The sequence below is a fragment of the Pseudomonas sp. PSPC2-3 genome (assembly GCF_049898265.1).
Lineage (GTDB): Bacteria > Pseudomonadota > Gammaproteobacteria > Pseudomonadales > Pseudomonadaceae > Aquipseudomonas > Aquipseudomonas veronii.
Genome location: NZ_JAFCXJ010000011.1, coordinates 271,811 through 294,572 on the forward strand (window position 1 = coordinate 271,811; position 22,762 = coordinate 294,572).

Annotated in this window: 19 protein-coding genes and 1 pseudogene; 4 read left to right on the forward strand and 16 right to left on the reverse strand. The window is 63.6% G+C overall.

Annotation, left to right across the window (positions count from 1 at the left end; translation table 11 throughout):
• Positions 1-12 precede the first annotated feature (12 nt).
• Genes ACP7E3_RS25585 through ACP7E3_RS25610 form a run of 6 tightly spaced genes read right to left on the reverse strand, consistent with a single transcriptional unit; the run spans position 13 to position 6,009 of the window.
• Positions 13-615, reverse strand: a complete 603-nt coding sequence (locus ACP7E3_RS25585) for an amino acid synthesis family protein (RefSeq protein WP_046384086.1) — start codon at positions 613-615, stop codon at positions 13-15.
• 15 nt (positions 616-630) lie between these two features.
• The gene (locus ACP7E3_RS25590) at positions 631-1,080 is read right to left on the reverse strand and encodes a VOC family protein (RefSeq protein ID WP_046384087.1); all 450 of its coding nucleotides are present in this window, start codon (positions 1,078-1,080) and stop codon (positions 631-633) included.
• Between the two features lie 11 nt (positions 1,081-1,091).
• Positions 1,092-2,132 (reverse strand): WD40/YVTN/BNR-like repeat-containing protein, encoded by a 1,041-nt coding sequence (locus ACP7E3_RS25595; RefSeq protein ID WP_046384088.1) that lies wholly within the window; start codon positions 2,130-2,132, stop codon positions 1,092-1,094.
• Between the two features lie 12 nt (positions 2,133-2,144).
• Positions 2,145-2,939, reverse strand: a complete 795-nt coding sequence (locus ACP7E3_RS25600) for an SDR family NAD(P)-dependent oxidoreductase (protein ID WP_017846967.1) — start codon at positions 2,937-2,939, stop codon at positions 2,145-2,147.
• A gap of 26 nt (positions 2,940-2,965) precedes the next feature.
• Positions 2,966-4,456, reverse strand: a complete 1,491-nt coding sequence (locus ACP7E3_RS25605; protein ID WP_426124792.1) for an aldehyde dehydrogenase family protein — start codon at positions 4,454-4,456, stop codon at positions 2,966-2,968.
• 11 nt (positions 4,457-4,467) lie between these two features.
• Positions 4,468-6,009 (reverse strand): acetolactate synthase large subunit, encoded by a 1,542-nt coding sequence (locus ACP7E3_RS25610; protein ID WP_169881454.1) that lies wholly within the window; start codon positions 6,007-6,009, stop codon positions 4,468-4,470.
• Positions 6,010-6,271: 262 nt separating this feature from the next.
• Between ACP7E3_RS25610 and ACP7E3_RS25615 the strand changes: the two genes are divergently transcribed.
• Positions 6,272-7,030 carry an IclR family transcriptional regulator gene (locus tag ACP7E3_RS25615; RefSeq protein WP_301555985.1) on the forward strand — a complete coding sequence of 253 codons (759 nt, stop codon included), beginning with the start codon at positions 6,272-6,274 and terminating at the stop codon, positions 7,028-7,030.
• 27 nt (positions 7,031-7,057) lie between these two features.
• Here the strand turns inward: ACP7E3_RS25615 and ACP7E3_RS25620 are convergent, their stop codons facing one another.
• The 4 genes from ACP7E3_RS25620 to ACP7E3_RS25635 all read right to left on the reverse strand — a co-directional run bounded on the left by ACP7E3_RS25620 (position 7,058) and on the right by ACP7E3_RS25635 (position 12,785).
• Positions 7,058-8,380 carry a hypothetical protein gene (locus ACP7E3_RS25620; RefSeq protein ID WP_169864809.1) on the reverse strand — a complete coding sequence of 441 codons (1,323 nt, stop codon included), beginning with the start codon at positions 8,378-8,380 and terminating at the stop codon, positions 7,058-7,060.
• A gap of 89 nt (positions 8,381-8,469) precedes the next feature.
• Entirely contained in the window at positions 8,470-9,819 is a 1,350-nt protein-coding gene (locus ACP7E3_RS25625; RefSeq protein ID WP_046384092.1) for an aminotransferase class III-fold pyridoxal phosphate-dependent enzyme, read from the reverse strand.
• 11 nt (positions 9,820-9,830) lie between these two features.
• Positions 9,831-11,252, reverse strand: a complete 1,422-nt coding sequence (locus ACP7E3_RS25630; RefSeq protein ID WP_301555983.1) for an aldehyde dehydrogenase family protein — start codon at positions 11,250-11,252, stop codon at positions 9,831-9,833.
• 84 nt (positions 11,253-11,336) lie between these two features.
• Positions 11,337-12,785: an APC family permease gene (locus ACP7E3_RS25635; protein ID WP_426124795.1), complete on the reverse strand. Its 1,449-nt coding sequence runs from the start codon at positions 12,783-12,785 to the stop codon at positions 11,337-11,339.
• A gap of 344 nt (positions 12,786-13,129) precedes the next feature.
• Between ACP7E3_RS25635 and ACP7E3_RS25640 the strand changes: the two are divergent.
• From ACP7E3_RS25640 to ACP7E3_RS25650, 3 genes and pseudogenes are all read left to right on the forward strand, one after another.
• A pseudogene (locus tag ACP7E3_RS25640) lies at positions 13,130-14,323 on the forward strand (HAMP domain-containing protein); the annotation flags it as partial.
• Positions 14,324-14,425: 102 nt separating this feature from the next.
• Positions 14,426-15,181 (forward strand): methyl-accepting chemotaxis protein, encoded by a 756-nt coding sequence (locus ACP7E3_RS25645; RefSeq protein ID WP_370737511.1) that lies wholly within the window; start codon positions 14,426-14,428, stop codon positions 15,179-15,181.
• A 66-nt stretch (positions 15,182-15,247) separates the two neighbouring features.
• Positions 15,248-16,729: an MFS transporter gene (locus ACP7E3_RS25650; RefSeq protein WP_426124797.1), complete on the forward strand. Its 1,482-nt coding sequence runs from the start codon at positions 15,248-15,250 to the stop codon at positions 16,727-16,729.
• Positions 16,730-16,757: 28 nt separating this feature from the next.
• Here the strand turns inward: ACP7E3_RS25650 and ACP7E3_RS25655 are convergent, their stop codons facing one another.
• The 6 genes from ACP7E3_RS25655 to ACP7E3_RS25680 form a co-directional block, all read right to left on the reverse strand.
• The gene (locus ACP7E3_RS25655) at positions 16,758-18,368 is read right to left on the reverse strand and encodes a gamma-glutamyltransferase family protein (protein WP_426124799.1); all 1,611 of its coding nucleotides are present in this window, start codon (positions 18,366-18,368) and stop codon (positions 16,758-16,760) included.
• Between the two features lie 22 nt (positions 18,369-18,390).
• A complete protein-coding gene (locus ACP7E3_RS25660; RefSeq protein WP_046384098.1) occupies positions 18,391-19,170 on the reverse strand; it encodes an amino acid ABC transporter ATP-binding protein in 780 nt (259 codons plus the stop codon).
• Positions 19,171-19,172: 2 nt separating this feature from the next.
• Positions 19,173-19,949, reverse strand: a complete 777-nt coding sequence (locus ACP7E3_RS25665) for an amino acid ABC transporter permease (protein WP_046384099.1) — start codon at positions 19,947-19,949, stop codon at positions 19,173-19,175.
• Between the two features lie 12 nt (positions 19,950-19,961).
• Entirely contained in the window at positions 19,962-20,768 is an 807-nt protein-coding gene (locus ACP7E3_RS25670) for an ABC transporter substrate-binding protein (RefSeq protein WP_426124802.1), read from the reverse strand.
• A gap of 74 nt (positions 20,769-20,842) precedes the next feature.
• Positions 20,843-21,511 (reverse strand): GntR family transcriptional regulator, encoded by a 669-nt coding sequence (locus tag ACP7E3_RS25675; RefSeq protein WP_046384101.1) that lies wholly within the window; start codon positions 21,509-21,511, stop codon positions 20,843-20,845.
• Between the two features lie 218 nt (positions 21,512-21,729).
• On the reverse strand, positions 21,730-22,704 hold the full coding sequence (locus ACP7E3_RS25680; protein WP_046384102.1) for a helix-turn-helix domain-containing protein: 975 nt from the start codon (positions 22,702-22,704) through the stop codon (positions 21,730-21,732).
• Positions 22,705-22,762 lie beyond the last annotated feature (58 nt).

The window sequence follows — 22,762 nt, forward strand, 5'->3', positions numbered from 1 at the left end:
TTGCGCCCGGGCTCAGTGCAGCCCGTCGAGACCTTGCACATCCGCCGCCTGCAAACCGCCGAGCCGTGCATGCAGGCGTCCGCGCGTGGCGAAGGCCCAGATCACAACGATCTCGTCCGGCGAAGGACCGTCACCGAACATCAGCGACATGCTGTCGTAATGGGAGCGCACATACAGCGCGTCCTTGTGAGCCAATGGCACGTCAATGGTCGAACCCGGACCGCCACGTTTGCCAGTGGACGGCACCCACGACTTGCCACCGCCCAGCGCGACACGGATCGGATCGGCGGCAGGGTTGGTCAGGAACGCGTTGCCGTGCTCGTACTCGCCCTCGGTGCCCACCAGGATAGCCTTGCCGTAGCTGACAATCTCGTGCTCGCCGGCCAGTGCGTTGATGCGCCGGCCGAACTCTTCGCCCAGCAACGGCGAGTCGTCCACCAATGCATCCAGCGTCTGGCTGAAGCGGCCGGCATAGGGGTTGGCAATCACTGCGGCGATGGCGTACTTGTACACAGGTTCGCCATCGGCCAACTGGCCGGTTTCGTTGGCCAGGGTTTCTTCAATGAAGCTGTACCATTTACGGATGTGATAGCTGGCGAAATTCGCGGTTTTCATCAGAGCTGCCTCTATTCAAAGTGGGTCGAGTTTAAAATTCCGGCTCGGCGCGCCGGCGGCCTTGAAGCGGGCCTTGCCAAGTGCGTCGTCGTGCTCGGTCTCGAGAAAGAATTCCATGCGATTACAATCCGGATCGTGGAAATACACGCCATGGCCGATTTCGTGATCGGTGATTTTCACCACCTCGACGCCTTTGCTCAGCAACATGCCGTAGAGCTGGCGCAGGGTGGTCATGTCGCCGGCGATTTCCAATCCGTAGTGCTGCAACCCCAACCCGCCCTGATGGGCGCCGGGTTCGGCACGAATCAACGCAATGTCGTGGTGCTTGGTGCCAAACGCCATCATCACCCAGCTCTCGCCACGGGCACTTTCGTGCATACCCAGGATGTCGGCGTACCAAAGTGCTGACACATCTGGATCACTCACCCATAGCGATAAGTGAGTACGAAGGACTTCGACTTTCATCACGCACTACCTCAGTTTTTCTTGACGATGGATTGATGCCCCGCCTTGATCTGCGCCACGGCGGGCGTCCACAGCACGTCAGCGATCTCACTGAATTCGCGCCACTGCTTCTGCCAGCCGTCACCGCCGTTCTCGGAGGTGAACAAATGGCCGTACTTGGTGCCCGCGACGATTTGCCGAGGGTTCGCCGGGTTGAAGGCGATAGCCCACACACAGGAATTGGGCTGTTGCGGCAGCGGCAACACCTGCCAACTGAGCGCGGCATCATGGGAGACCAGGATCTTGCTGGTGGTGCCCGGCGTGCCGTCGGAGATGCTCAGGTACAGCGTATCCTGCGTGCCCAATGGCGCACTCATGGCGCGCGCGTAATACAGGCCAAACGCTTCGCGGGCGACGATGCCGGTCCAGGTCAGCCCTTCATCAAGGCTGCGGTAAACCGCATTGACGCAAACCACCACGATGACTTTCTCACCGTGATTGGGCAGGACCAGGATGTTGTGAATGTCCGAGTTGAAGTCCCACAGCAGCCGATCATCGACGCGCATCCAGCTTTCGCCGCCGTTACGCGAATGGAACAACCCGCCCTCCTCGAGGCCGAACCACACCTGGTTGCGGTCGGTGGGGTCGTAGGCGAAGGCCAGCAACCGTGGACGACTGACGCCATCACAGAACTCCGGGATTTCCACCGGCGCGCGATCCCAGCTCAGGCCGCCGTCCAGGGTGCGCCATAGCTCGGCGCGCGAAGGCGCACCGGTGCCGACGAATATCCGCAGAGCATCCTGCGGGTCGACCGCCACCTTCCACACGGTCTGCCCGTTGAACGGCGTGTCGACCTGCTGCCAATGGCCGCCCGTGTCGTGGCTGACGCACAAACCAATGTCGGTGCCGGCATAAATCACGTCCGGCGTGCCGGGGTGAAAGCTCAGCGAACGGGTGATCGCATCGAACTCCAGATCCTGCCCGAGGCCGAGACGATGCCAACTGCGGCCATCGTCGGCGCTACGGATCACGGCCTGGCCGACGGTGGCGACTAATAGGGTTCCGTTACTCATCGCAGTTACTCCTCAGATGAAGATGCCACGGGTCAGGCCGCCGTCGATGCCGATGGATTCACCGGTCACCGCGCCAGCCTTGGGGGACGCCAGGAAGCCGATCAGCCAACCCATTTCAATGGGCGCCAGCGTGCGGCGAATCGGCGTTGCGTCGATGTAGCCCTGCTCGACCTGCTCCGGGGTCTTGCCCTGCTTGATCCCTTCGCGCTCGTACAGCTCGCGGATGTGCGGGGTGTCGACCACGCCCGGGTGGATCAGGTTGACCGTGATGCCGAACGCGCCCAACTGGTCGGACAGGGTTTTGGTCATGTGCGCGATCGCCAGGTTGCGCATCCCCGAGAGGACTTTGCTGCTGCGCCCGGTGAGGCCGCCGATGTTGATGATGCGGCCGAAGCCACCCGCCTTCATGTGCGGGGTCACGGCCTTGGCACAGCGGAAGTAGCCGATCACTTTGGTGTTGAGGTCCGACAGCAACTCGTCGTCGCCGGCATGCTCGATGTCATTGCGCACCACGCCCGACGGCGCCGCGGCACCGTTGACCAGGATGTCGATGCGGCCGAAGTGCTTGTGCGCGGCGGCGACCATTTCCGACACGGCCGACATATCGTTGGTGTCGCAGAACAGCGGCAGTACTTCGTTGCCGGTCTGCGCGCTGATCTCTTCGGCGGCCAGCTGGAGAAACGCCATGCGCCGCGCACAGATCACCACCTTGCAGCCTTCTTCGGACAGAAAGCGCGCAACTTCCTTGCCGATGCCCATGCCACCTCCGGTGACGATTGCCACGCGGCCTTTCAATTCCAGATCCATAGCAGTTCCTCTTGTGATTATTCTGTTCAGCCGAGATCGACAAACACACTTTTGGTCTCGGTGTAGGCGTCGATAACGTTCTTGCCCATTTCCCGGCCCCAGCCGGATTGCTTGTAGCCGCCGAACGGCGAAGCCGCATCGACCACGTTCCAACAGTTGATCCACACCGAACCGGCCTGGAGCTGCGCCGCCAGGCGGTGCGCCGAGCGCAAGTCGCGGGTCCACAGGCCGGCGGCCAGGCCATAGGGCGAGTCGTTGGCGCGCAACACCAGGTCATCGACGTCGGTCCAGCTCATGACGGTGAGCACCGGGCCGAAGATCTCTTCGCGGGCCACGCAGGCACGCTCGGCACGATCGAGGAACACGCTCGGCTGGATGAAGTGCCCGCGTTCCAGGTGCTCGGGGCGGCCGCCACCGCAAATCAGTTCGGCGCCCTCCTCCTGGCCGCGCTGCAGGTAGCCCTTGACCGTATCCAGCTGCCGCGCGGACACCAGCGGGCCCATGCTGTTGGCCGGGTCCAGGCCGTTGCCGAGGACATGGGCAGCAGCGTGGCGCTGCAATTCTTCGAGCACCTGATCCAGCACGCTGGCGTGTACGTACAGACGCGATGCCGCCGTACACACCTGGCCCTGGTTGTAGAAAATCCCATCGGCGGCGCCCTTGGCGGCGCGCACGATGTCGGCGTCGGGCAAGATGATGTTCGGTGATTTGCCGCCCAGCTCCAGCGAGACCTTCTTCATGTTGCCGGTGGCCGCCTGGGCGATCAGCCGCCCGACCTGGGTCGAGCCGGTGAAGGCGATCTTGTCCACGTCAGGATGCTGCGCCAGCGGTGCGCCGGTCTCGGCGCCCAGGCCGGTGATCAGGTTGACCACACCCGGCGGGAAGCCCGCCGCCTCGATCAACTGCACCAGCCGGATCGCCACCAGCGGCGTCTGCTCGGCGGGCTTGAGCACCGCCACACAGCCGGTGGCCAGCGCCGGGCCGAGCTTCCACACGCACATGTTCAACGGGAAGTTCCACGGCACGATCAAGGCGCAGACGCCCACCGGCTCGCGCAACGTGTAGTTGAGCATCGGTGCGCCGCTGGCCGGCGATACCGGCAGCGTGCTGCCTTCGATCTTGGTCGGCCAACCGGCGAAGTAACGAAGGATGCTGGCCGCGCTGGCCGCCTCGGCGCGTGCGTTGGTAATCGGCTTGCCGTTTTCCAGGGTGATCAGTTGCGCCAGCTCTTCGCGGTGCTGGTCGAGCAAGTCCGCCAGGCGAAACAGCAACATGCCGCGCTGGGCCGGTGACTGCTGCGCCCAAGCCCCCGTGAATGCGGAGCGGGCGGCGGCTACGGCCGCATCCACATCGCGCTCGTCGCTGCGCGCGACTTCCGTGAGTGTTTCTTCCGTGGCAGGGTTTTCCACCGCGAACCGGCGACCGCTGGCCGCGTCCTGCCAGGTACCGCCGATGAACAGACGGCCGGGTTGAGACAGGAACGCCTGGACGGCGGGTAACACGTCAAGCTGATTCATCATCGACTCCTTCACAGTGCCATTTCGATCAGGCAAGGGCCCGCATCGGCGGCGGCATTGGCCAGCGCCCGTTGCAGTTCGGCATTGGTGTGTACGGTACGGGCCGGCACGCCGTAGCCGGTGGCCAGGGCTTTCCAGTCGATCCGCGGACGGTCCAGCACGGTCAGGCTGAGGGCTTGCGGGTCGAGTTCGGTCATGCCGAAACGGCGCAGTTCGTTCTGCAGGATCGCGTAGCGGTGGTTGGCGGCGATCAGGATCACCACCGGCAATTGCTCGCGGGCGATGCTCCACAGGGTTTGAATGGTGTACTGCGCGCTGCCGTCCGATTGCAGGCAAAACACCCGGGTACCGGGCTCCGCCAGCGCGGCGCCGAACCCGACCGGAATGCCCTGGCCAATCGCGCCGCCGGTGTTGGTCAACACACGGTGCCGCGCCGCACCGGCGGAGGCGGTGAAAAACGGATAGCCGCAGGTGCCCCCTTCGACCGAGACAATGCAGTCGTCCGGCAGCGCTGCGGCCAACACTTGGCCGACCGACTGCGGCGTCAACGCGGCCTCGCCTGGCGGCAGCTCGATCCCCCGCGGGGTCGGCACATAAGCCGGTGCATTCAGCGCGTCGGCCAGCGCGGTCAACGCCCCGGCCACGTCGTCGCCGACGTCGGCCAGCGACAGCAAGCGCTCACGCTCGGCCAGCCGCGACGGAATGCCTTCGTAGCCGAAGTAACTGATGGGTTCCGGGACACCGGCACAGACCACCTTGTCGTACTGCTCGAGGATCTCGATGGCCACTTCCGGGAAGTACGGCAGGCGGTCCAGGTCCGGCAAGCCGCCGCCCCGGTAGCTGAGCCGGGGAAAGGTTTCGGCGAACAGCCGCACGCCGGGCAATTGCGCCAGACGCCCTGCCGCTTCCAGGCCGGCAACCGACAAGCCTTGATCACCGACGATGAAGACCAGCCGCTGACCATCACGCAAGGCCTGCGCGACCGCTTCGATACGGTCGCCGGCAAAGCGGCGGATCGGCGCCTGCATCCGCGTGAACACACCGTTGTGCGTCACCGCGGCGGCTTGCAGGTCCATCGGCAGGATCAGGCTGGCGATCTGGCCCTTGGCTTGCCAGGCGGCACGCACGGCTTCCTGCAGGTCCTCACCGATCGCCGAGGCGGTGCGCGACGTGCGAACCCAACCGGACACGGTGCCGGCCAGGGCCTGGATATCGCTGGCCAGGGGCGGGTCGTAGTTGACGTGCCATGAGGCGTGGTCACCGATCACATTGACGATAGGCGTGTTGGCGCGCCGCGCGTTGTGCAGGTTGGCGATGCCATTGGCAAACCCCGGGCCCAGGTGAGTCAGCGTCATCGCGGGCTTGCCGGCGACGCGGCCGTAACCGTCCGCCGCTCCGGTACAGACGCCTTCGAACAACGACAACACCGGCTTGAGGGCGGGCGCGCTGGCCATGGCCGCCACCAGCGGGATCTCCGTGGTTCCCGGGTTGGCGAAGCAGTACTCGATACCGCTTGCCGCTGCCGCATTCACTATCAGTTGCGCACCATTCATTATCAGCCCTCTCGCTTGAGCATCTTCTTTGATGAGATTTATCACACATAAAAACACATCAAACAAGCTGTTTTTTACCATTTGTCTCTACTTATGAGATAAATGCCAATTAATCGGTTATGAAAAGTGCTGCGACGATTGCTTTTTCGCTTAACTGCGATAGGGTGGCGTGACGGCCCCCCATCGGGCCGGCCGTCTTTTCAGCGCGGGCGGGCGTGCCTATAGTGCTCACCCGCGTGCCATCCCCTTTTCTAGGAACGAAATGAGCAGTCTGAGCAAGTTGTTGAGTGTCCTGGACCTGTTCGGTCCGCAGACGTTGAAGATCGATCCGGACACCATCGCCGAGCGCATGGGCCTGTCGCGCGCCACCGTGTATCGCTACGTCAAGGACCTGTGTGACGCCGGCCTGCTGACCCGCGTGGATGCCGGCAGCTACGGCCTGGGGCCGCGCGTGATCGAACTGGACTGGATGATGCGCCAGTACGACCCCATCCTCCTCGCCGGGCGCGAGCTGATGCACGAACTGTCCGCCCAGACCGGCCTGGCCGTGTTCGCCAGCGTTTTTTATGACGGGCGCATCATCAACACCTACATCGCCGAACCCAGCGACACCTACCACTTCTCCTTTGGCCGCGGACACCCGCTGCCGTTTTTTCGCGGCGCGCAATCCAAGGTGCTGATCGCCTTTCAGAAAGGTCGACGCTTGCAACGCCTGTTCGAAGAACACATGGCCCACGACCCGGACAGCCCATACGACTGGGCCAGCTTCTCCAAGGCCGCGAAAAAGATCCGCAAGGACGGCTACTGCCTGACCCACGACGAACTCAACCTGGGCCTGACCGGCATCGCCGCGCCCATCATCCGGCCGGATATGGACGAGGTGGTTGGCAGTCTGTCCGCCGTCGGCAGCAGCCAGAGCTTCAAGCTGCTGCGTCAGGAAACCGTGATCGAAATGGTGATGGACACCACACGGCGAATTGCCGAAAACATGCGCAACCCACCGAGCGCCCCCGCGTCCTGAGGGTCAGGAACGCGACGGCCGTCAACCTCAGAACGGCACCGCGACCGTGAATTGGCTGTACAGGTTGGTGCCATTGCCGACCGTCTGGTTGCCGCCGCTGGTGGAGTCCTGCTTCGGCTTGTAGAGGCCGATCAGCGGCGTGACGATCAGGTGCGGGTTGACGGCCCACTCGACGTAGACGTCCAGCTCCCGCGCATCGAGGTTCAGCGCATTGCTTTTGCGCAACGTGTCGAAGTCGAAGTACAGCGCGCCGACCGTCAGGTTCTCCAATGGCGTTGCCTTGAGACCGACGTGATGGATACCGGTGTTGCTGTTGAACGGGCCGGCATAGTTGGAGGCCACCTCGCCCTGGAACCAGGTGCCGTAACCCGTGCTGAGCCCGGTGAACAGCGGGTCCCATTTTTGCGAATAGCGCGTGTAGCGGTAGGTCAGCTTCGGCGCCCAGGCGATGTCGGCAAAGGTGTAGCCGGCTTCGCCGTACCAGGCTTTTTCAGGCCCGGCGTCTTTGTCCTGCCAGGCATACTCGAATGCCAGGCTGACGTTCGGCAGCCCGGCATCGCCTTCGCCGCGCACGCTGTAGACATTCATGCCTTTGCGCTGGCGCTGAAAATCGCTGGCCCAGCGCTCGTTCACATCGATGCCATGCACCCAGGTCAACCCCAGGGTGCCGGGCTTGGCGGTGTAGTCCAGGGTGCCGGCGGCCAGTTCGGTTTCAGCCTGGGCGCGGTTGTCGGACTTGAGCCACAACACGCTGCCATGCACGCCCTCCTGCCCGCCCAGGCGCAGGACCGCGGTTTGATCGAAGGCATGCCGCGCCGCCAGGTAAAAGGCCCCGCCACGGTTCAGCGCGCCATCCGCCGGGCCCTTGCCCAGGTTCGGCCCGTCGTCGTTGATCAGGAAACCACGACCGATCTTGACCACCTGGCGCCCACCGGAAATATCCACACCGTCCTTGCCCAGTGCCGGAAACAGGTCGCCGGAACGCCAACCGAGGTAAGCGTCTTCAATTTTCGTGGTGTGTTCGGTGCCGAGGGTATTGCCGGCCGGATCACCGTCGCCCCAGGTCGCGGAACTGACCAGCGCGAACGCGCCATAGGCCGTGCCTTTGCCTGCCAGGGCCTGGTCGCCGCTCAAGCCGTATTTGATGAAGCCTTCGCGCCAGGTCGAACCGCCCGGGGCGCCGTCATAGTTTTTGCGACTGTTGAACTGACCGAATACGGCGGTCATATCGGCGTTCAGATGTCGGCTCTCGTCGCTGTAAACCTCATAGGCATGGGCCTGGCCGACGGCGCAAAGCGCCAATGTAGCAGCCAGGGTGCCGCGGCGAAAGGGAGGGGATGGATACCGCATGGTTGAAACTCCTTGAGGTGCACCTTCAAAGGCTGTCTTAGGTATTCGCATAACACTGGCGCAGCCGCGCTGCGCCAGGCTCGCAAGGGCTAGCCGCAAGCGGCGAGCGCGGTGTCCAGCGCCGCGACGATCAATTCGGCCTCCCCGCCCGTGAGGGTCAGCGGTGGCGAAAGAACGATTTTGTTGCCGATCGGCCGCACCAGCACCCCGGCGCGGCGTGCCGCGTCAGCGATCCGCAAAGGCTGCCCGGCCGCCGGGTTCAGCGGTTCGCGGGTGGTTTTGTCCGCCACCAGGTCGAGGGCAATCATCAGGCCCTTGCCGCGCACTTCACCGACCACGGCGTAACGCTCGGTCAGTGCTTGCAGCTGTTCGAGCAATTGCCCGCCGACCTTGGCGGCGTTGCCCGGCAGGTCCTCGGCTTCGACGATATCCAGCACCGCCAGGGCGGCCGCGCAGGCGGTCGGATGCCCGCTGTAGGTGTAGCCGTGCATGATCACGTTGCTGAAGCCTTCGCCGTGCTCAATCGCGTCGACGATGCGCTGATTGAACATCGTTGCGCCCAGCGGGATATAACCGGCGGTGATGCCTTTGGCCAGGCACAGCATGTCCGGCGCGACACCCCAGCCGCGGCTGCCGAGCATGCAGCCCGAGCGACCGAAACCGGTGACCACTTCGTCGGCGATCAACAGAATGCCGTGGCGGTCGCACACCTCACGCAGGCGCTTCCAGTAGTCGTCCGGCGGCACGATCACGCCACCGGCGCCTTGCACCGGCTCCGCGATCAACGCGGCGATGGTCTGCGCGCCCAGCAAGGCGATCTGATCTTCAAGCTGGCGAATGCAGTGCGCGGTCAGCGCTTGCGGGTCCCGGCAGTCCCAAGGGTTGCGATACAACCATGGGGTGTCGAGCAAATGGCATCCGGCCAACAACGGCCCGTGGTTGTAGTGATAAACCCCATTGCCGCCCACTGACGTGCCGCCCATGTGTACGCCGTGATAACCGTTGCGCAGGGACAAAAAGCGCGTGCGCCCCGGCTCGCCGCTGGCGATCCAGTACTGGCGGGCCATTTTCAGTGCGGTCTCCACCGCATCGGAGCCACCGGAACTGAACAGCACACGCGTCATCTGCTCCTGGGCGAACATCGACGTCAGCCGCTCGGCCAGGTCGAACACCCGCGGATGGGCAATGCCGTCGAAGGTCTGGTAATACGCCAGTTCGTCGAGTTGCGCGGCAATCGCGGCCTTGACCGACGCACGGTTGTGCCCGATGTTGACGTTCCACAGGCCGCCCACGCCGTCGAGCATGCGCTGGCCGTCGATGTCGGTGATGTAGTTGCCGTCGCCACGGGCAATGATCAAGGTCTTGGCACGCTGCGCCGGGGCACTGGAACTCATCGGATGCCAGAATTTCTTCTGCGCGGTTTTGTATTTTTCGTACATGGCTCAGGCCCTTACTCAGCGTCACGGTTGTGGACAAACAACAGCTGTTGCCCGGTGAATTCCAGCAGCCCTTCAAGGCCGAACTCGACACCGAACCCGGACATCTTGCTGCCGCCGAACGGCGTGTTCGGCTGGATGCGGGCATGGCAGTTGACCCATGCCACGCCGCTTTCCAGACGGCTGGCCAACGCCGTCGCCTGTTCGACGTCCGGCCCCCAGACCGAGCCGCCCAAGCCCATGTCGCCCGCATTCGCGCGACGCAGCACGTCTTCCACATCCTGATAGGCGATCAACGGCAACACCGGGCCAAACTGCTCCTCGTCGACCAGCCGCTGGCCGTCCGTGACATCGGCGACCAGCGTGGGTGGATAAAAGAACCCCGGACGCTCCAGGCGTGCGCCGCCGCACAAAACCCGCGCGCCGTGTTCGCGCGCATCGGCGACCAGTGCCTCGACCAGTTGCAGTTGCTCCAGGTTCTGCACCGGACCAAACGTGACCCCCGGCGCCAGGCCGTCACCGACGACCTGGCGTGCGGCGATGCGCGTCAATGCATCGGCAAACGCCGAGTACTGGGACTCATGAACGTACAAACGCTTGAGGGCCGCACAGGTCTGGCCCATGTTGAGGAACGCTGCCTGGAAAATCGCTTCGGCGACCTCTTCCACCGGCGTGCCCGGCAGTACGATGGCGGCATCGTTGCCGCCCAGTTCGAGGGTCAATCGCTTGAGGTTGCCGGCAGCGCCGCGCATCACGCTTTGCCCGGTGGCGGTCGAGCCGGTGAAGACGATCTTCTGGATACCGGGGTGGGTGGTGATCGCGCTGCCGAAACCTTGCTCACCGGTCACGCAATTGATCACCCCGTGGGGCAGATGCCGAGCGATGATGTCCACCAGCCGCAAGGTGCTCAATGGCGTCAGGCTCGAGGGTTTGCTGATCACGCAATTGCCGGCACGCAACGCCGGCATGATGTGCCACACGGCAATCATCACCGGCCAGTTCCACGGTGTGATGGAAGCCACCACGCCCAGCGGCTTGCGGTGCAACTCGACACGCTGGGTGGGGGTTTCTTCCACCAGTTCCACGGGGATCTGTTGCGCGGCGGCATAGCGGGTCCACGCGGCGGCGCCCATGACTTCGGACAACGCCAGCTCCAGCGGTTTGCCCTGTTCGAGAACGATCAACCGGGCCAGGGCGTCGGCATCCTGTTCGATCGCCTCGGCAATCGCCAGCAGGCGCTCGCAACGCAGCGCGTGAGTGCTGTGCCGCCACGTCTTGAAGGCCGCCTGGGCAGCCGCCACCGCCTGGTCCAGTTGCGCCAGGGAACCGGCCGGGCACTGTGCGAATGCGGTGCCGGTGGCTGGGTTGATCACGTCAAACTGCCCGTTTTCACCGGCAACCTGAACCCCGTTGATCAGCATCGTGTAATGGTGCATGTGCAATTTTCCTTTAACGCAGGCACGCCTTGTCGGACACCGACAAGCGCACAGTTCGCAGTAGAGTTGTACCGGGTTGATGCCTTAGAGCTTGTGGCTGCCCAACGCCAGGAACCGCTGGGGCGATACCTTGCGCAAGCGCGCGGCGAGAAGGATGCCGCCGAGCAGGGCCAGGGGGATGACGGCGCACAGGCTGTACGACAACAGCTTGCTGGCGCCCGTGAGCACATCGAAATGCGCCACCGCCAGTACCAGCACCATCAGTAATGCCAGGCAGGAGATCCCCGGCAGAATGCGCCCGCGCAAAACGCTGACGTTGAGCTCGGGATGCCGGTGAAAATACACACACACCGCGACCGAGGTCATCGCCATCAACAAAATCACGCACAGGGTGGCGAGGTTGGAGAACCAGGCGAACAGTTGCAGGATCGGGTCCGCATCCAAGGCGGCGAAGATCAGCACTACCACCGCCGCGATCAGGCTCTGCAAGGCCGAGCCCATATGCGGGCTCTGATGCACGCGGTGCGTGGTGCCCAGCAGACTGTGCAGCAGGCCGTCGCGGCCGATCGCGTAGAAGTAGCGCGCGGCGGCGTTATGGAATGCCAACAGCCCGGCGTAGATACTGACCATGAACAGCACGCGGATGATCTGGGTCAGGTAAGGCCCGACGAAGTGATCGGACATGCCGTAGATAAAGGTCGTGGGGTCCTGTAATGCCTGCAGCATCGGCACGATCTTGTCCGCGCCCACGCCCACCACCATCGCCCAGACCGACAGCGCATAGAACCCACCGATCAACAGCACCGAACAGTAGGTGGCAATCGGAATGGTGCGCTGCGGGTTTTTCGCTTCCTCGCCGTAGATCGTCGTGGCCTCGAAGCCGATGAAGGCGGCGAAGCAGAACAGCAGGCCGATCGACGGCGTACCGCTGAACACATGCTGGCTGCTGAATGCGTCGAGATTGACGCCGCTGTCGCCGCCGCTCTTGAGAATGGCGAAGTCGAGGGTGAGGATCGCCAGGTACTCGGCGATCACCACGACCGACAATACCCGGGCCGACAGATCAATCTTGCGATAACCGAGGACCGCAATACTGGCCATCGCCATCAGCGAATACGACCACCACGGCAACACCAGGCCAACCACGCTCTCCATGGTGCCGCTGACCACGCCGCCGAACATGCCATACAGGGCGATCTGGAGAATGTTATAGGCAAACATCGCCAACACCGCCGCCGAGCCCCCGGCCAAACCGCCCAGGCCACGCGAGGTGAAGGCATAGAAACCGCCAGCGTTGGTGAGGTGCCGGGACATGGTGGTGTAACCCACCGAGAACGCCAATAGCACCAGCAAGGCGAGAAGCAGCAATGCCGGGGTGCCGGCACCGTTACCCAGCATGATGCCAATCGGAAAACCGCCGGCGATGACACTGAGCGGACTCGCCGCCGAAACCACGAAAAAGATGATGAAGCCGACACCCAGGGCGCCTCGCTTCAACTCCGTGGAGCTGTTGACCTGAATAGATACACTCATGTTATTGACCTTATTGTATGAGGCAGTCGCTGTGGGGTGGCTCCGATCAAGGCTCTATCGGCACCGGGTAGCGCTTTTATTTTTTGGCTTGCACGCTGTATTCGATCCTATGCCCCCCTACAAACCCCTCGCTATCCCAAATCGGTAGCATCGCCTGCACCGCCCCAAAACAGTTCAGCGTCCAGCACCGTTCCCCGCCGATTTGGGATAACCCCCCGGATGTTCATCCCTGCACTCTAGGGTCGCCGTGCTATGCCCGGATGTCGGCTAGCAACAATAAGAAACGACGGCGCCCACCAGGCTATTACAGCCCATAGAGCCCTCACGCGCAGGAACCCCCAGCCATGCCTTTTGCTCACCTGACTATTCAATGGCGCATCACACTCCTGAGCGGGCTGTGCCTGCTGGCCGTTGTCGCCGCATTGACCGGCGCCTCGCTGTACCAGAATCAACAAAGTGCAGAACTGCTCAAGGCACGCAGCACTCAGTTGCTGGCGCAAGCGGCCACGGAGCACTTGCAGGCCCAGGCGGTTGCCCACGGTCAGCAGGTCGCGCGGTTTTTCAATGAGACGGCGCTGTATGGCGAAGGCTTCGCGCAACAGGTCCTGCAACTGCGCGAACAAACCCTCAATGGCCACCTCTCGGCGACACAACTGCGCGAGACACTGGTGAACATTACTCGCCAGACACTGCTCAAGCGCGACAAAGTGCTCGGCCTGTACGTGGTGTTGCTGCCCGATGCGCTGGCGGGTGCCGACGCGCAGTTCACCGCGCAACGTGCGTTGGCAGGCAACGAAACAGGCCGGTTCGCGCTGTATTGGTCGCAGAGCCAACCGGGGCAGTTGGTCCAGGAAGTACTCACCGAGCCGCAAATCACCGCCAACCATGCGCCGGCGGGCAGTGAGCCGGAAAACGCCTGGTACGTCTGCCCGCAGGCCCAGGGCCGCACCTGTGTGGTGGCGCCCTATGAAAGCGAGGTGGAGGGCCGCAAAGTCCTGATGAGTAGCATTTCGATTCCACTGATCGCCAACGGCACGACGATCGGCGTGGTCGGCATGGACATCGGCCTCGACACCCTGCAGAAACTCGCGGCCAACCTGCGCCAGGATCTGTACCAGGGCGCCAGCGCAGTCAGCATAGTCGCAAACTCGGGCCAGGTGGCCGGGCGCAGTGGCGAGGTCTCGGGCGCCAGCATCGACATCAGTCAGGCCGTCCAGACCGTGGCGGGCAGCCCACCGTGGACGTTGCAGCTGAAGGTGCCGCAAGCCGTGGCGCAGGCCCCCGTTCGGCAGATGCAGAGCGAACTGGATGCCCAACGCCGCCAGGCCAATTGGCTCAACCTGGGCCTCGGTTTGCTCGCCAGTTGCCTGGGCATGCTGCTGATCTGGCTGGCGGCCTACGGCGTGACGCGCCCGCTGCTGAAGGTGGCCAGCCTGCTCGATGCGATTGTCGACGGCGACGGTGATCTCACCCAACGCCTGCCGGTGGCTCGCCACGATGAGCTGGGCGCACTGAGCAACGGTTTCAACCGTTTCCTGGACAAATTGCAGCCGATCATCCGCGACATCCAATCCGCCTCGCGGGACACGCGCACCAGTGCCGACACGTCCTCGGGCATTGCCCGGGAGGTCAGCGCAGGCATGCAGCGCCAGTACCGTGAAGTGGAACTGGCGGCGACCGCGCTGCATGAAATGAGCGCCAGTGCCCAGGAAGTGGCGCGCCACTCGCACTCTGCCGCCGACGCCGCGAGCGCCGCGGAAAGCGCGAGCCGCTCCGGTCAGGCCGTCTTCGCCAGCGCCGTACACAACATCGAACACCTCGACCAGCGCCTGGACGCCACACTCAAGCAGGTACACGCCCTCGCCGACAGCAGCAGCCAGATCAGCCAGGTGCTGGACGTGATCTGCACCCTCGCTCAACAGACCAACCTGCTGGCCTTGAACGCGGCCATCGAAGCGGCCAGAGCGGGCGAACAAGGGCGCGGTTTTGCGGTGGTGGCCGATGAAGTCAGGCACCTGGCCAGCAACACCCAGAGTTCGGTCGAACAGGTGCGCAACGTGATCGAGAGGTTGCAACAGCTGAGCCAGGAGGTGGTACACAGCACTCAACTGAGTCGCGAACAAGCCGGCAGCAGCGTGATCCAAGTGCAACAGACGCGTGCGGCGCTGCAGAACATCTCCCAGGCCGTGGACGTGATCGAGCAGATGAACCAGCAGATCGCCAGCGCCGCCCTGGAACAAAGCACCGTCGTGGACGATATCAGCCAGCGTGTCAGTGACATCCGAGGCATCAGCGAAACACTCACCACGCGCATGAACGAGGCCTCCAGGGCCAGTGACTCACTGCATGAAATGGCCAACCATCAACAGAACCTGGTGGGCCATTTCCGTGTGTGAGGGGCAATGCAGCACAACTGAGCTACAGTGGCCGGCCTTCGACACTTTACCCATCGAGCCCTGCCCATGACCGCTTCGCGACGCTGGTTGATCCTGGCCATTATTTCCAGCGCATTGCTGCTCATCGTGATTGACATGACCGTGCTGTACACCGCGTTGCCGACACTGACGCGCGAGCTCGGTGCGACGGCGTCGCAGAAACTGTGGATCATCAATATCTATGCGCTGATCGCCGCCGGGCTGTTGCTGGGCATGGGCACGCTCGGCGACCGCCTGGGGCATAAACGGCTATTTATCGGGGGCTTGAGTGTATTTGGGCTGTGCTCGCTGATCGCAGCCTTCTCGCCTTCGGCCAGCGTATTGATCGGCGCGCGGGGGTTCCTGGCGGTCGGCGCAGCGATGATGATGCCCGCCACATTGGCCCTGGTCCGGTTGACGTTCACCGACGAGCGCGAACAGGCCATGGCGTTCGGGATCTGGGCCTCGGTGGCCTCGGGGGGCGCGGCGTTCGGGCCGGTGGTGGGTGGCTTGTTGCTGGAGCATTTCTGGTGGGGCTCGGTGTTTCTGATCAACGTGCCGATTGTGCTGCTGGCGTTACTCGTCGGCGTGCTGTTGATCCCCGACCACCCGGGAAACCCCGAACGACGTTGGGATTGGCTGGGTTCGCTGCAGGTGATGATCGGGTTGATCAGCATGGCGTATGCCGTCAAGGAACTCGGCAAACGGGTGCCCTCCTTCGACGCCATGCTGGTGGCGGTCGTGCTCGGTGCGCTCTGCCTCACACTGTTCATTCGGCGCCAACGCCGAGCGACGCAACCGATGCTCGATCTGTCGTTGTTCAGCACGCCCGGATTCAGAAATGCCGTGATTGCAGCGCTCGTGTCCGCCGCCGCCTTGATTGGCATGGAACTGGTGTTCAGCCAGCGCCTGCAGCTGGTGCTGGGCCTGTCGCCGCTGGACGCGGCGCTGTTCATCCTGCCGCTGCCACTGGGTTCCTTCGTCGCCGGCCCGCTTGCCGGCTACTACCTGCCGCGCCTGGGCAACCAACGCATGCTGTTCTGGACATTGCTGCTGTCAGCCGCCGCGATGCTGGCCTATGTGTCGCTGTACAACGCCGCAGTGCCGCTGCAAATCGTCAGCCTGGCGCTGCTGGGCCTGACCATGGGGGCGGCACTGACCGCAGCGTCGAGCACTATCATGCTCAGCGTGCCCGCCGACAAGGCCGGCATGGCCGCCTCTCTTGAGGAAGTCTCGTTCGAACTGGGCGGTGCGGTGGGCGTGACACTGGCAGGCAGCCTCTTGTCAGCGATCTACGCGTACTCGACAGGCCTGATGATCCCGTCATGGCTGAGCCGAAACCCCATGACATTCGAGAGCCTCGACGACGCGCTGAAAGTCGCCGAGACCTTGTCACCCGAGGGCGCCGCCATGCTGACGGCGTTCGCCCGTTCGGCGTTTGATGCAGGCTTCGTGGTCGTGCTGGTGACGATGGCGGTACTGCTGTTGATGGCCGCACTGCTGGTCAAGCTGAGCCGGCAGGCGCAGTGAAACCGCGCCCTTGGGCTCGATCAGCGGCTCACCACACGGCGATATGCGAATCCGTCCGCGGCTCGGTCCCCCCGCACAGCACGCCGCTGACCGGGTCGCGCAGAATGATCTGCCCACGCCCGTAGTCGGTCAGGTCGCTGTCGGTCTGCACCTTATGCCCGCGCCGCGCCAGTGCATTGACCAAGTCCCGCGAAGCGCCGTGTTCGATGCCGACCTTCATGTCGCCCAGCCATTGCCAGCGCGGTGCGTCCAGGGCCGCCTGGGGGTTGAGGCCGAAGTCCACCAGGTTCATCACCATCTGCACATGGCCCTGGGGCTGCATGTAGCCGCCCATCACGCCGAACGGTCCGAGAGCCTGGCCGTCCTTGGTGAGAAAGCCCGGGATGATGGTGTGGAAGGTTTTCTTGCCCGCGGCCAGGCAGTTGGCGTGGGCCGGATCGAGGCTGAATTCCTGCCCGCGATTCTGCAGGGCGATGCCGCTGTCGGGCAGCACCACGCCGGAGCCGAAGCCGTGGTAGTTACTCTGGATGAACGAAACCATATTGCCTTCGGCGTCCGCCGTGGCCAGGTATACCGTGCCGCTGGCGTGGGGGTCGCCGGGCTTGGGCGGCTGCGCCTGTTCACCGATCTGGCTGCGGCGGCGCGTGCTGTAGGCGTCGCTCAGCAGATCGGCCACCGCCACACGCATATGCTGGGGATCGGTGATGTAGTGCAGGCCGTCGCTGTAGGCGAGCTTCATCGCTTCCAACTGACGGTGCCAGGTCTGTTGGCTGTCGCGGTGATCGAAGCTGAAGCCTTCAAGGATCTTCAGCGTCATCAATGCCACCAGCCCCTGCCCGCTCGGCGGAATTTCCCAGACGTCCACGCCGCGATAATTGATGTGGATCGGCGCCACCCACTGCGCGCGGTAATCCTTGAGGTCGTTGGCGCGCAGGTAGCCGCCGCTGGCGCGGGAGTGCGCGTCAAGGCGCTCGGCCAAGGCGCCGCGATAGAGGCTTTCGCAGCGGGTCGCGGCGAGTTCTTCCAGCGTGCGGGCCTGGGCCGGGTTGCGGAAGATCTGCCCGGCCTGTGGTGCGCGCCCGTCGATCAGGAACGTGTCGAACCAGGCGTCCAGCACCGCGTCGCGATGGGGGCTGAATTCATTCAGGGCGATCTGCCATTGATGGGCGACCACCGGCGACACGGGGAAACCGTCGCGCGCCAGGCTGATCGCCGGTTGCAGCAGTTCGGCAAAGGGCAACTTGCCGAAGCGTTGCGACAGCTCCGCCCAGGCCGATGGACAACCGGGCACGGTGACCGGTGTCCAGCCGTACAGCGGCATCCGCTCATGGCCCGCCGCCTTGACCGCCTCGATGTTCAAGGCGGCCGGCGCGTGGCCGTTGCCATTCAGGCCGTGCAACTGGCCCTTGCACCACACCAGGGCAAAGGCATCGCCGCCCAGGCCGCAGCCGGTGGGTTCCACCACGGTGAGCGCCGCCGCCGTGGCGATGGCGGCATCGATGGCATTGCCGCCCTTTTGCATGATCTCGATCCCGGCCTGGGCGGCCAGCGGTTGGGACGCCGCGACCATGCCGCGACGGGCGAAGACGCTTTGGCGTTGCGACGGATAAGGGTACTCGTGAGCAGAAAATTTCAACATGGCAAAGGCTCTTCAAAAAAAGTCATAACACGCGGCTGAGAAAGGCTCGGGTACGCGGATGGCTGGGGTGGCTGAAGATCTGTTCCGGCGGGCCCTGCTCGATCAGTTCGCCCTGGTCGAGCACCACCACGCGGTCGGCCACTTCACGGGCGAAGCCCATCTCATGGGTGACCACCACCATGGTCATGCCCTCCTCGGCCAGTTCCTTCATCACCTGCAGCACTTCGCCGACGGTTTCCGGGTCGAGGGCGCTGGTGGGTTCGTCGAACAGCATCGCCTGGGGCTTCATCGCCAGCGCGCGGGCGATCGCCACCCGTTGCTGCTGGCCGCCGGAGAGCATCGACGGGTAATGGCTGGCCTTGTCCGCCAGGCCGACCCGCGCCAGCAGGCCACGGGCCTGTTCCAGCGCTTGCGCACGCGGCGTGCCGAGCACCTGGATCGGCGCTTCGATGATGTTTTCCAGCGCGGTCATGTGCGGGAACAGGTTGAAACGCTGGAACACCATGCCGATGTCGCGGCGCTGACGGGCGATGTTGCGCTCTGAATCGCGCACCAGGCTGCCGTCGCTGCGCTCGCGATAACCCATGGCGCGACCGTTGACGCGGATGCGCCCGCCCTGGATGTCTTCCAGCAGGTTGATGCAGCGGATAAAGGTGGTCTTGCCGGAGCCGGAGGCGCCGATCAGCACGACTACCTCGCCACGGCGTACTTGCAGCGAGATGCCCTTGAGAATCGGCAATGTACCGAACGACTTGTGGATATCCAGCGCTTCGATGATCAGTTCTTCACTTTGGTGCGCCATGGTTAACGTCCCCTCAGCAGTTTCAGGGTGCTGCGCCCGAACAGGCGGCTGGACGCCGTCGGCGGCGCGGTGGGCCGGTCGGACTGGCTGAAGCGCGTCTCCAGCCAGCGTTGGAAAAAGCCCCACAGTGTCGTCAGCGTCAAGAAGTAGAGGGCGACCACCAGGTACAGCTCAAATACGCGGAAGGTCGCCGAGGTGATCATCTGCGTACTGAGCAGCAGCTCCTGCACACCGATCACGCTGACCAGGGTGGTGTTCTTGAGCATCACGTTGAACTCGTTGCCCAGCGGCGGCACGATCACCCGGAAGGCCTGGGGCAGCACGATGCGCCGCATCAGCTTGGCGAAGCCCATGCCCAGAGAACGCCCGGCTTCGTATTGGCCCTTGTCCACCGCGCCGATACCGGCGCGGATGATCTCGGCCATGTACGCGCCTTCGTTGAGGCCCAGGGCGATGATGGCCGCCTGGATATTGCCGGGCACGATCAGGCCGAACAGCTCGATGTCCTCGAAGCGGAAAATCCCGCCCGCCGCCAATGCGGTGTACAGAAACACGATTTGCACCAGCAACGGCGTACCGCGCATCAACCACACATAAAAGCGCACCGGCAGGTGCAACAGCGGGTTCTTCGACAAGCGCAGCAGCGCCGCCGCCAGCCCCAACACGCAGCCGAGCAGCATCGCCAGCACGCTGATCAGGCAGGTCAACCAGAGCCCGGTGAGGTACACCCCGCTGGGCTGCAGCAGGTACTGCCAGAACACATCCCAATTGAAATTCATCGCAGGTTTGCCTCAGTCGAGTGTGTCGTTGCTGACATGCCATTTGTCCAGCAACCGCACGTAGCTGCCATCGCTGCGCATGTCGCTGATGATCTGCTGCACGGCGGCGGTCAGTTGCGGGTCGTCCTTGCGCATGCCCAGGCCGGTGAGGATGCGACTGAACGCTGGCACGCCTTCCTGGAACAGGTCCGGGGCCATGGCCGCGTAGTAACCGGCGGTTTCCACGGTGGTGCCGTAGGCGTCGACCTGGCTGATGCGCAGGGCCTGGAACGCGTCGGTGTCGGTGTTGTAGACCACCAGCTTCATCGGTGGCTTGCCGGCCTTGGTCAGGCTGTCGTTCTGGGTGTCCAACAGGGTCTTGATGGTGGAACCGTTGAGCACCGCCACTTTGTGCGCGGACAGGTCATCCAGGGTCTTGATGCCCTTGGGGTTGCCCTTGGGCACCACCACCGACTGGCTGGAATACATGTAGTTGACGATGTCGATCACCTGTCGCCGTTCGGGCTTGTCGAACAGTTGATCGACAATCATGTCGCACTGCTGGGCGAGCAACGCCGGCACCAGCCCGGAGAACGGAATCACCCGCCACTGCACCTGTTTGTCGCCCAGGCGCTTGGCGATTTCAACGCCGAGGTCGACGGTGAGCCCGCGCGGTTTCTGGGTTTCGTCGAAGGACACCAGGGGCGGTGAATCCATCCCCGAGCAGTAGATGAGCTTATCGACTTTCTGCAGACGCTCCGGCACCTGGGGCGCAGCGAAGGCCCATGGGGTACAGAGGCCGAGAGAGAGAGCCACCAGCAAGGCGCGGCGTTTATGCATGACCAGACACTCCAGTTCGTTGAATAACGGGGGCAGGACTCAACGTCAACACACAGGCGGGCTTGGGCCCGCTTCTATTGTTCCGATTGCAGGAATTGAATCAGCGCCGGCACGGTGCCTTCGATGTGCTCGCGCACCACGGCTTCGGCGCGCGCCGCGTCACCGGCACGGATGGCGTCGAGGATCACCGCGTGTTCCTGGCGCGCGCTGAGGGGTTTCTCACCGTGTTGCAACCACAAGCGCATGGGCGCCTCGACCAGTGAGTACAACGCCGAAATCTGCTTCATCAGCCGCGGCCGGCCGCTGAGGCTGCACAGGTATTCATGGAACGCGCGGTGCCGGCTGACCCACACGGCGCTTTCGTCGCGGTAGTCGTCCATTTCGTCCAGCAAGCGCTCCAGGGCCGCCAGTTGGCGCTCGCCGATACGACCGACCGCAACACGCACCGCCAGGCCTTCGAGGGCGCTGCGCATCTCGAAGACTTCGTGCAGCTCATCGATATCCAGGCCGCCGACGATGGCGCCGCGGTTGGGGCGCAAGGTCACCAGGCCCTGGGCATCCAGGCGGCGGAACGCTTCACGCACCGGCATGCGGCTCATACCGATTTCACTGGCGATGTCTTCGGCAATCAGGCGGTCGCCCTTGCGGTAGCGGCCGCCGCAAATGGCATTGAGCAGGAAGTTGTAGGCCTCTTCCTCGGCAGTCAGGGGCTGACGGTCAACGTAAGCGGGGGCAAATTGCATTCGGCGGTACCTTTGCATTTTTGTATCCAATTATCCATAAATTCAAAAATGCACGAGGCGTGCCAGGTTCTGGCCTGTCGACTTAAGTGATTGATTTAGATGTAGTCGTCGGATACTTCGCAGTCGCCCATCCGATTCTGTCCAGACGATGTGCTACTAAAGAGGACAGTCCATGCACTATCCGTGAACAGATCGGCAGCACCGTAACAACTGGATCGTCAGGCCCGCGCGCAGACGGCGATGGCGGCACGTGCGGTGTGCGACGGTAACTCGGCGAACAGCGCGTGGTACTCCGCGGCGAAATGGCTGAGGTGATAGAAGCCCCATTGGGCAGCGATATCGCCGATCGAGAGCTCCGACGCGCGGGTGGACATCAAGGTCCGGCGCACACCGTTGAGCCTCACGGAGCGCAGGTAGTTCAGGGGCGTGGTCTCGGCGACCGCGCGAAAGCTGTTCTGCACGGTGCGCCGACTGACTTGCAGGCGCTGGCACAAGTCGTTCACGCTGGGCACGCTGTTCAACTGCGCCGTCGCCAGACGGTGGCATTTCTCGACGATGAAACTGCCCGTGGAACTTGGGCTGCGTTGCTGCTTGTCACAGGCCGGGTCGGTCAAGAGTTGCAGCAGCTCGCCAAGCATGGCCTGTTCCAACGCCTGCTCCCGCTCGCGGTCTCGCGTGCTGTCGAGCGCTTCGTGCATCAGGGCCTGGGAGAACATCGCCAGCAAGCGCCGACGAGCGCCGGCAACGCGCTGCGTGGACACCCTGATCACCGGCTGACGCAGCAACTGGCCGACCTCCTTCGCCGACGCCGTTTGCGCCAGTGCCTGCTCGAACAATTCACGCTCGAACGTGATGGACAACAACTCCATGCCCATCGGCATATGGAACATGAACTCCTCGCCACCGTGAAGGAAGAACAGGCTGCTGTCGTCCACCTCCCGCCCCTGCATCCGAACCGAACCCGGCACGGTGATCGGCACCGCAAAACACATCTTGCCTCGCGGCGCCGCGCCGTGTTGCACGACGCGCTGGTTGATCTGCTCGCGAAACACATGGCAACCGGCAGTCGACAGTTGCATGAGCGAACTCTCAGCCGAACCCGCGGTTAATTGACTGTAGTCCTGGCTCCATTCCTCGATGGTGGCCGCATGCACATGGATATCTTGAAAGTGGCTGATGAGCGGGTTTTTCATGGTGCCGAAAGCCTCTGCCAATATTCTTTTTTTTTGAGCATTCTTCCCGGCGATATTC

Bases quoted from the DNA above. Each gene is read 5' to 3' on its own strand.
- ACP7E3_RS25585 (WP_046384086.1), bottom strand. From the start codon at position 615: ATGAAAACCGCGAATTTCGCCAGCTATCACATCCGTAAATGGTACAGC.
- ACP7E3_RS25590 (WP_046384087.1), bottom strand. From the start codon at position 1,080: ATGAAAGTCGAAGTCCTTCGTACTCACTTATCGCTATGGGTGAGTGAT.
- ACP7E3_RS25595 (WP_046384088.1), bottom strand. From the start codon at position 2,132: ATGAGTAACGGAACCCTATTAGTCGCCACCGTCGGCCAGGCCGTGATC.
- ACP7E3_RS25600 (WP_017846967.1), bottom strand. From the start codon at position 2,939: ATGGATCTGGAATTGAAAGGCCGCGTGGCAATCGTCACCGGAGGTGGC.
- ACP7E3_RS25605 (WP_426124792.1), bottom strand. From the start codon at position 4,456: ATGAATCAGCTTGACGTGTTACCCGCCGTCCAGGCGTTCCTGTCTCAA.
- ACP7E3_RS25610 (WP_169881454.1), bottom strand. From the start codon at position 6,009: ATGAATGGTGCGCAACTGATAGTGAATGCGGCAGCGGCAAGCGGTATC.
- ACP7E3_RS25615 (WP_301555985.1), top strand. From the start codon at position 6,272: ATGAGCAGTCTGAGCAAGTTGTTGAGTGTCCTGGACCTGTTCGGTCCG.
- ACP7E3_RS25620 (WP_169864809.1), bottom strand. From the start codon at position 8,380: ATGCGGTATCCATCCCCTCCCTTTCGCCGCGGCACCCTGGCTGCTACA.
- ACP7E3_RS25625 (WP_046384092.1), bottom strand. From the start codon at position 9,819: ATGTACGAAAAATACAAAACCGCGCAGAAGAAATTCTGGCATCCGATG.
- ACP7E3_RS25630 (WP_301555983.1), bottom strand. From the start codon at position 11,252: ATGCACCATTACACGATGCTGATCAACGGGGTTCAGGTTGCCGGTGAA.
- ACP7E3_RS25635 (WP_426124795.1), bottom strand. From the start codon at position 12,785: ATGAGTGTATCTATTCAGGTCAACAGCTCCACGGAGTTGAAGCGAGGC.
- ACP7E3_RS25645 (WP_370737511.1), top strand. From the start codon at position 14,426: ATGCAGCGCCAGTACCGTGAAGTGGAACTGGCGGCGACCGCGCTGCAT.
- ACP7E3_RS25650 (WP_426124797.1), top strand. From the start codon at position 15,248: ATGACCGCTTCGCGACGCTGGTTGATCCTGGCCATTATTTCCAGCGCA.
- ACP7E3_RS25655 (WP_426124799.1), bottom strand. From the start codon at position 18,368: ATGTTGAAATTTTCTGCTCACGAGTACCCTTATCCGTCGCAACGCCAA.
- ACP7E3_RS25660 (WP_046384098.1), bottom strand. From the start codon at position 19,170: ATGGCGCACCAAAGTGAAGAACTGATCATCGAAGCGCTGGATATCCAC.
- ACP7E3_RS25665 (WP_046384099.1), bottom strand. From the start codon at position 19,949: ATGAATTTCAATTGGGATGTGTTCTGGCAGTACCTGCTGCAGCCCAGC.
- ACP7E3_RS25670 (WP_426124802.1), bottom strand. From the start codon at position 20,768: ATGCATAAACGCCGCGCCTTGCTGGTGGCTCTCTCTCTCGGCCTCTGT.
- ACP7E3_RS25675 (WP_046384101.1), bottom strand. From the start codon at position 21,511: ATGCAATTTGCCCCCGCTTACGTTGACCGTCAGCCCCTGACTGCCGAG.
- ACP7E3_RS25680 (WP_046384102.1), bottom strand. From the start codon at position 22,704: ATGAAAAACCCGCTCATCAGCCACTTTCAAGATATCCATGTGCATGCG.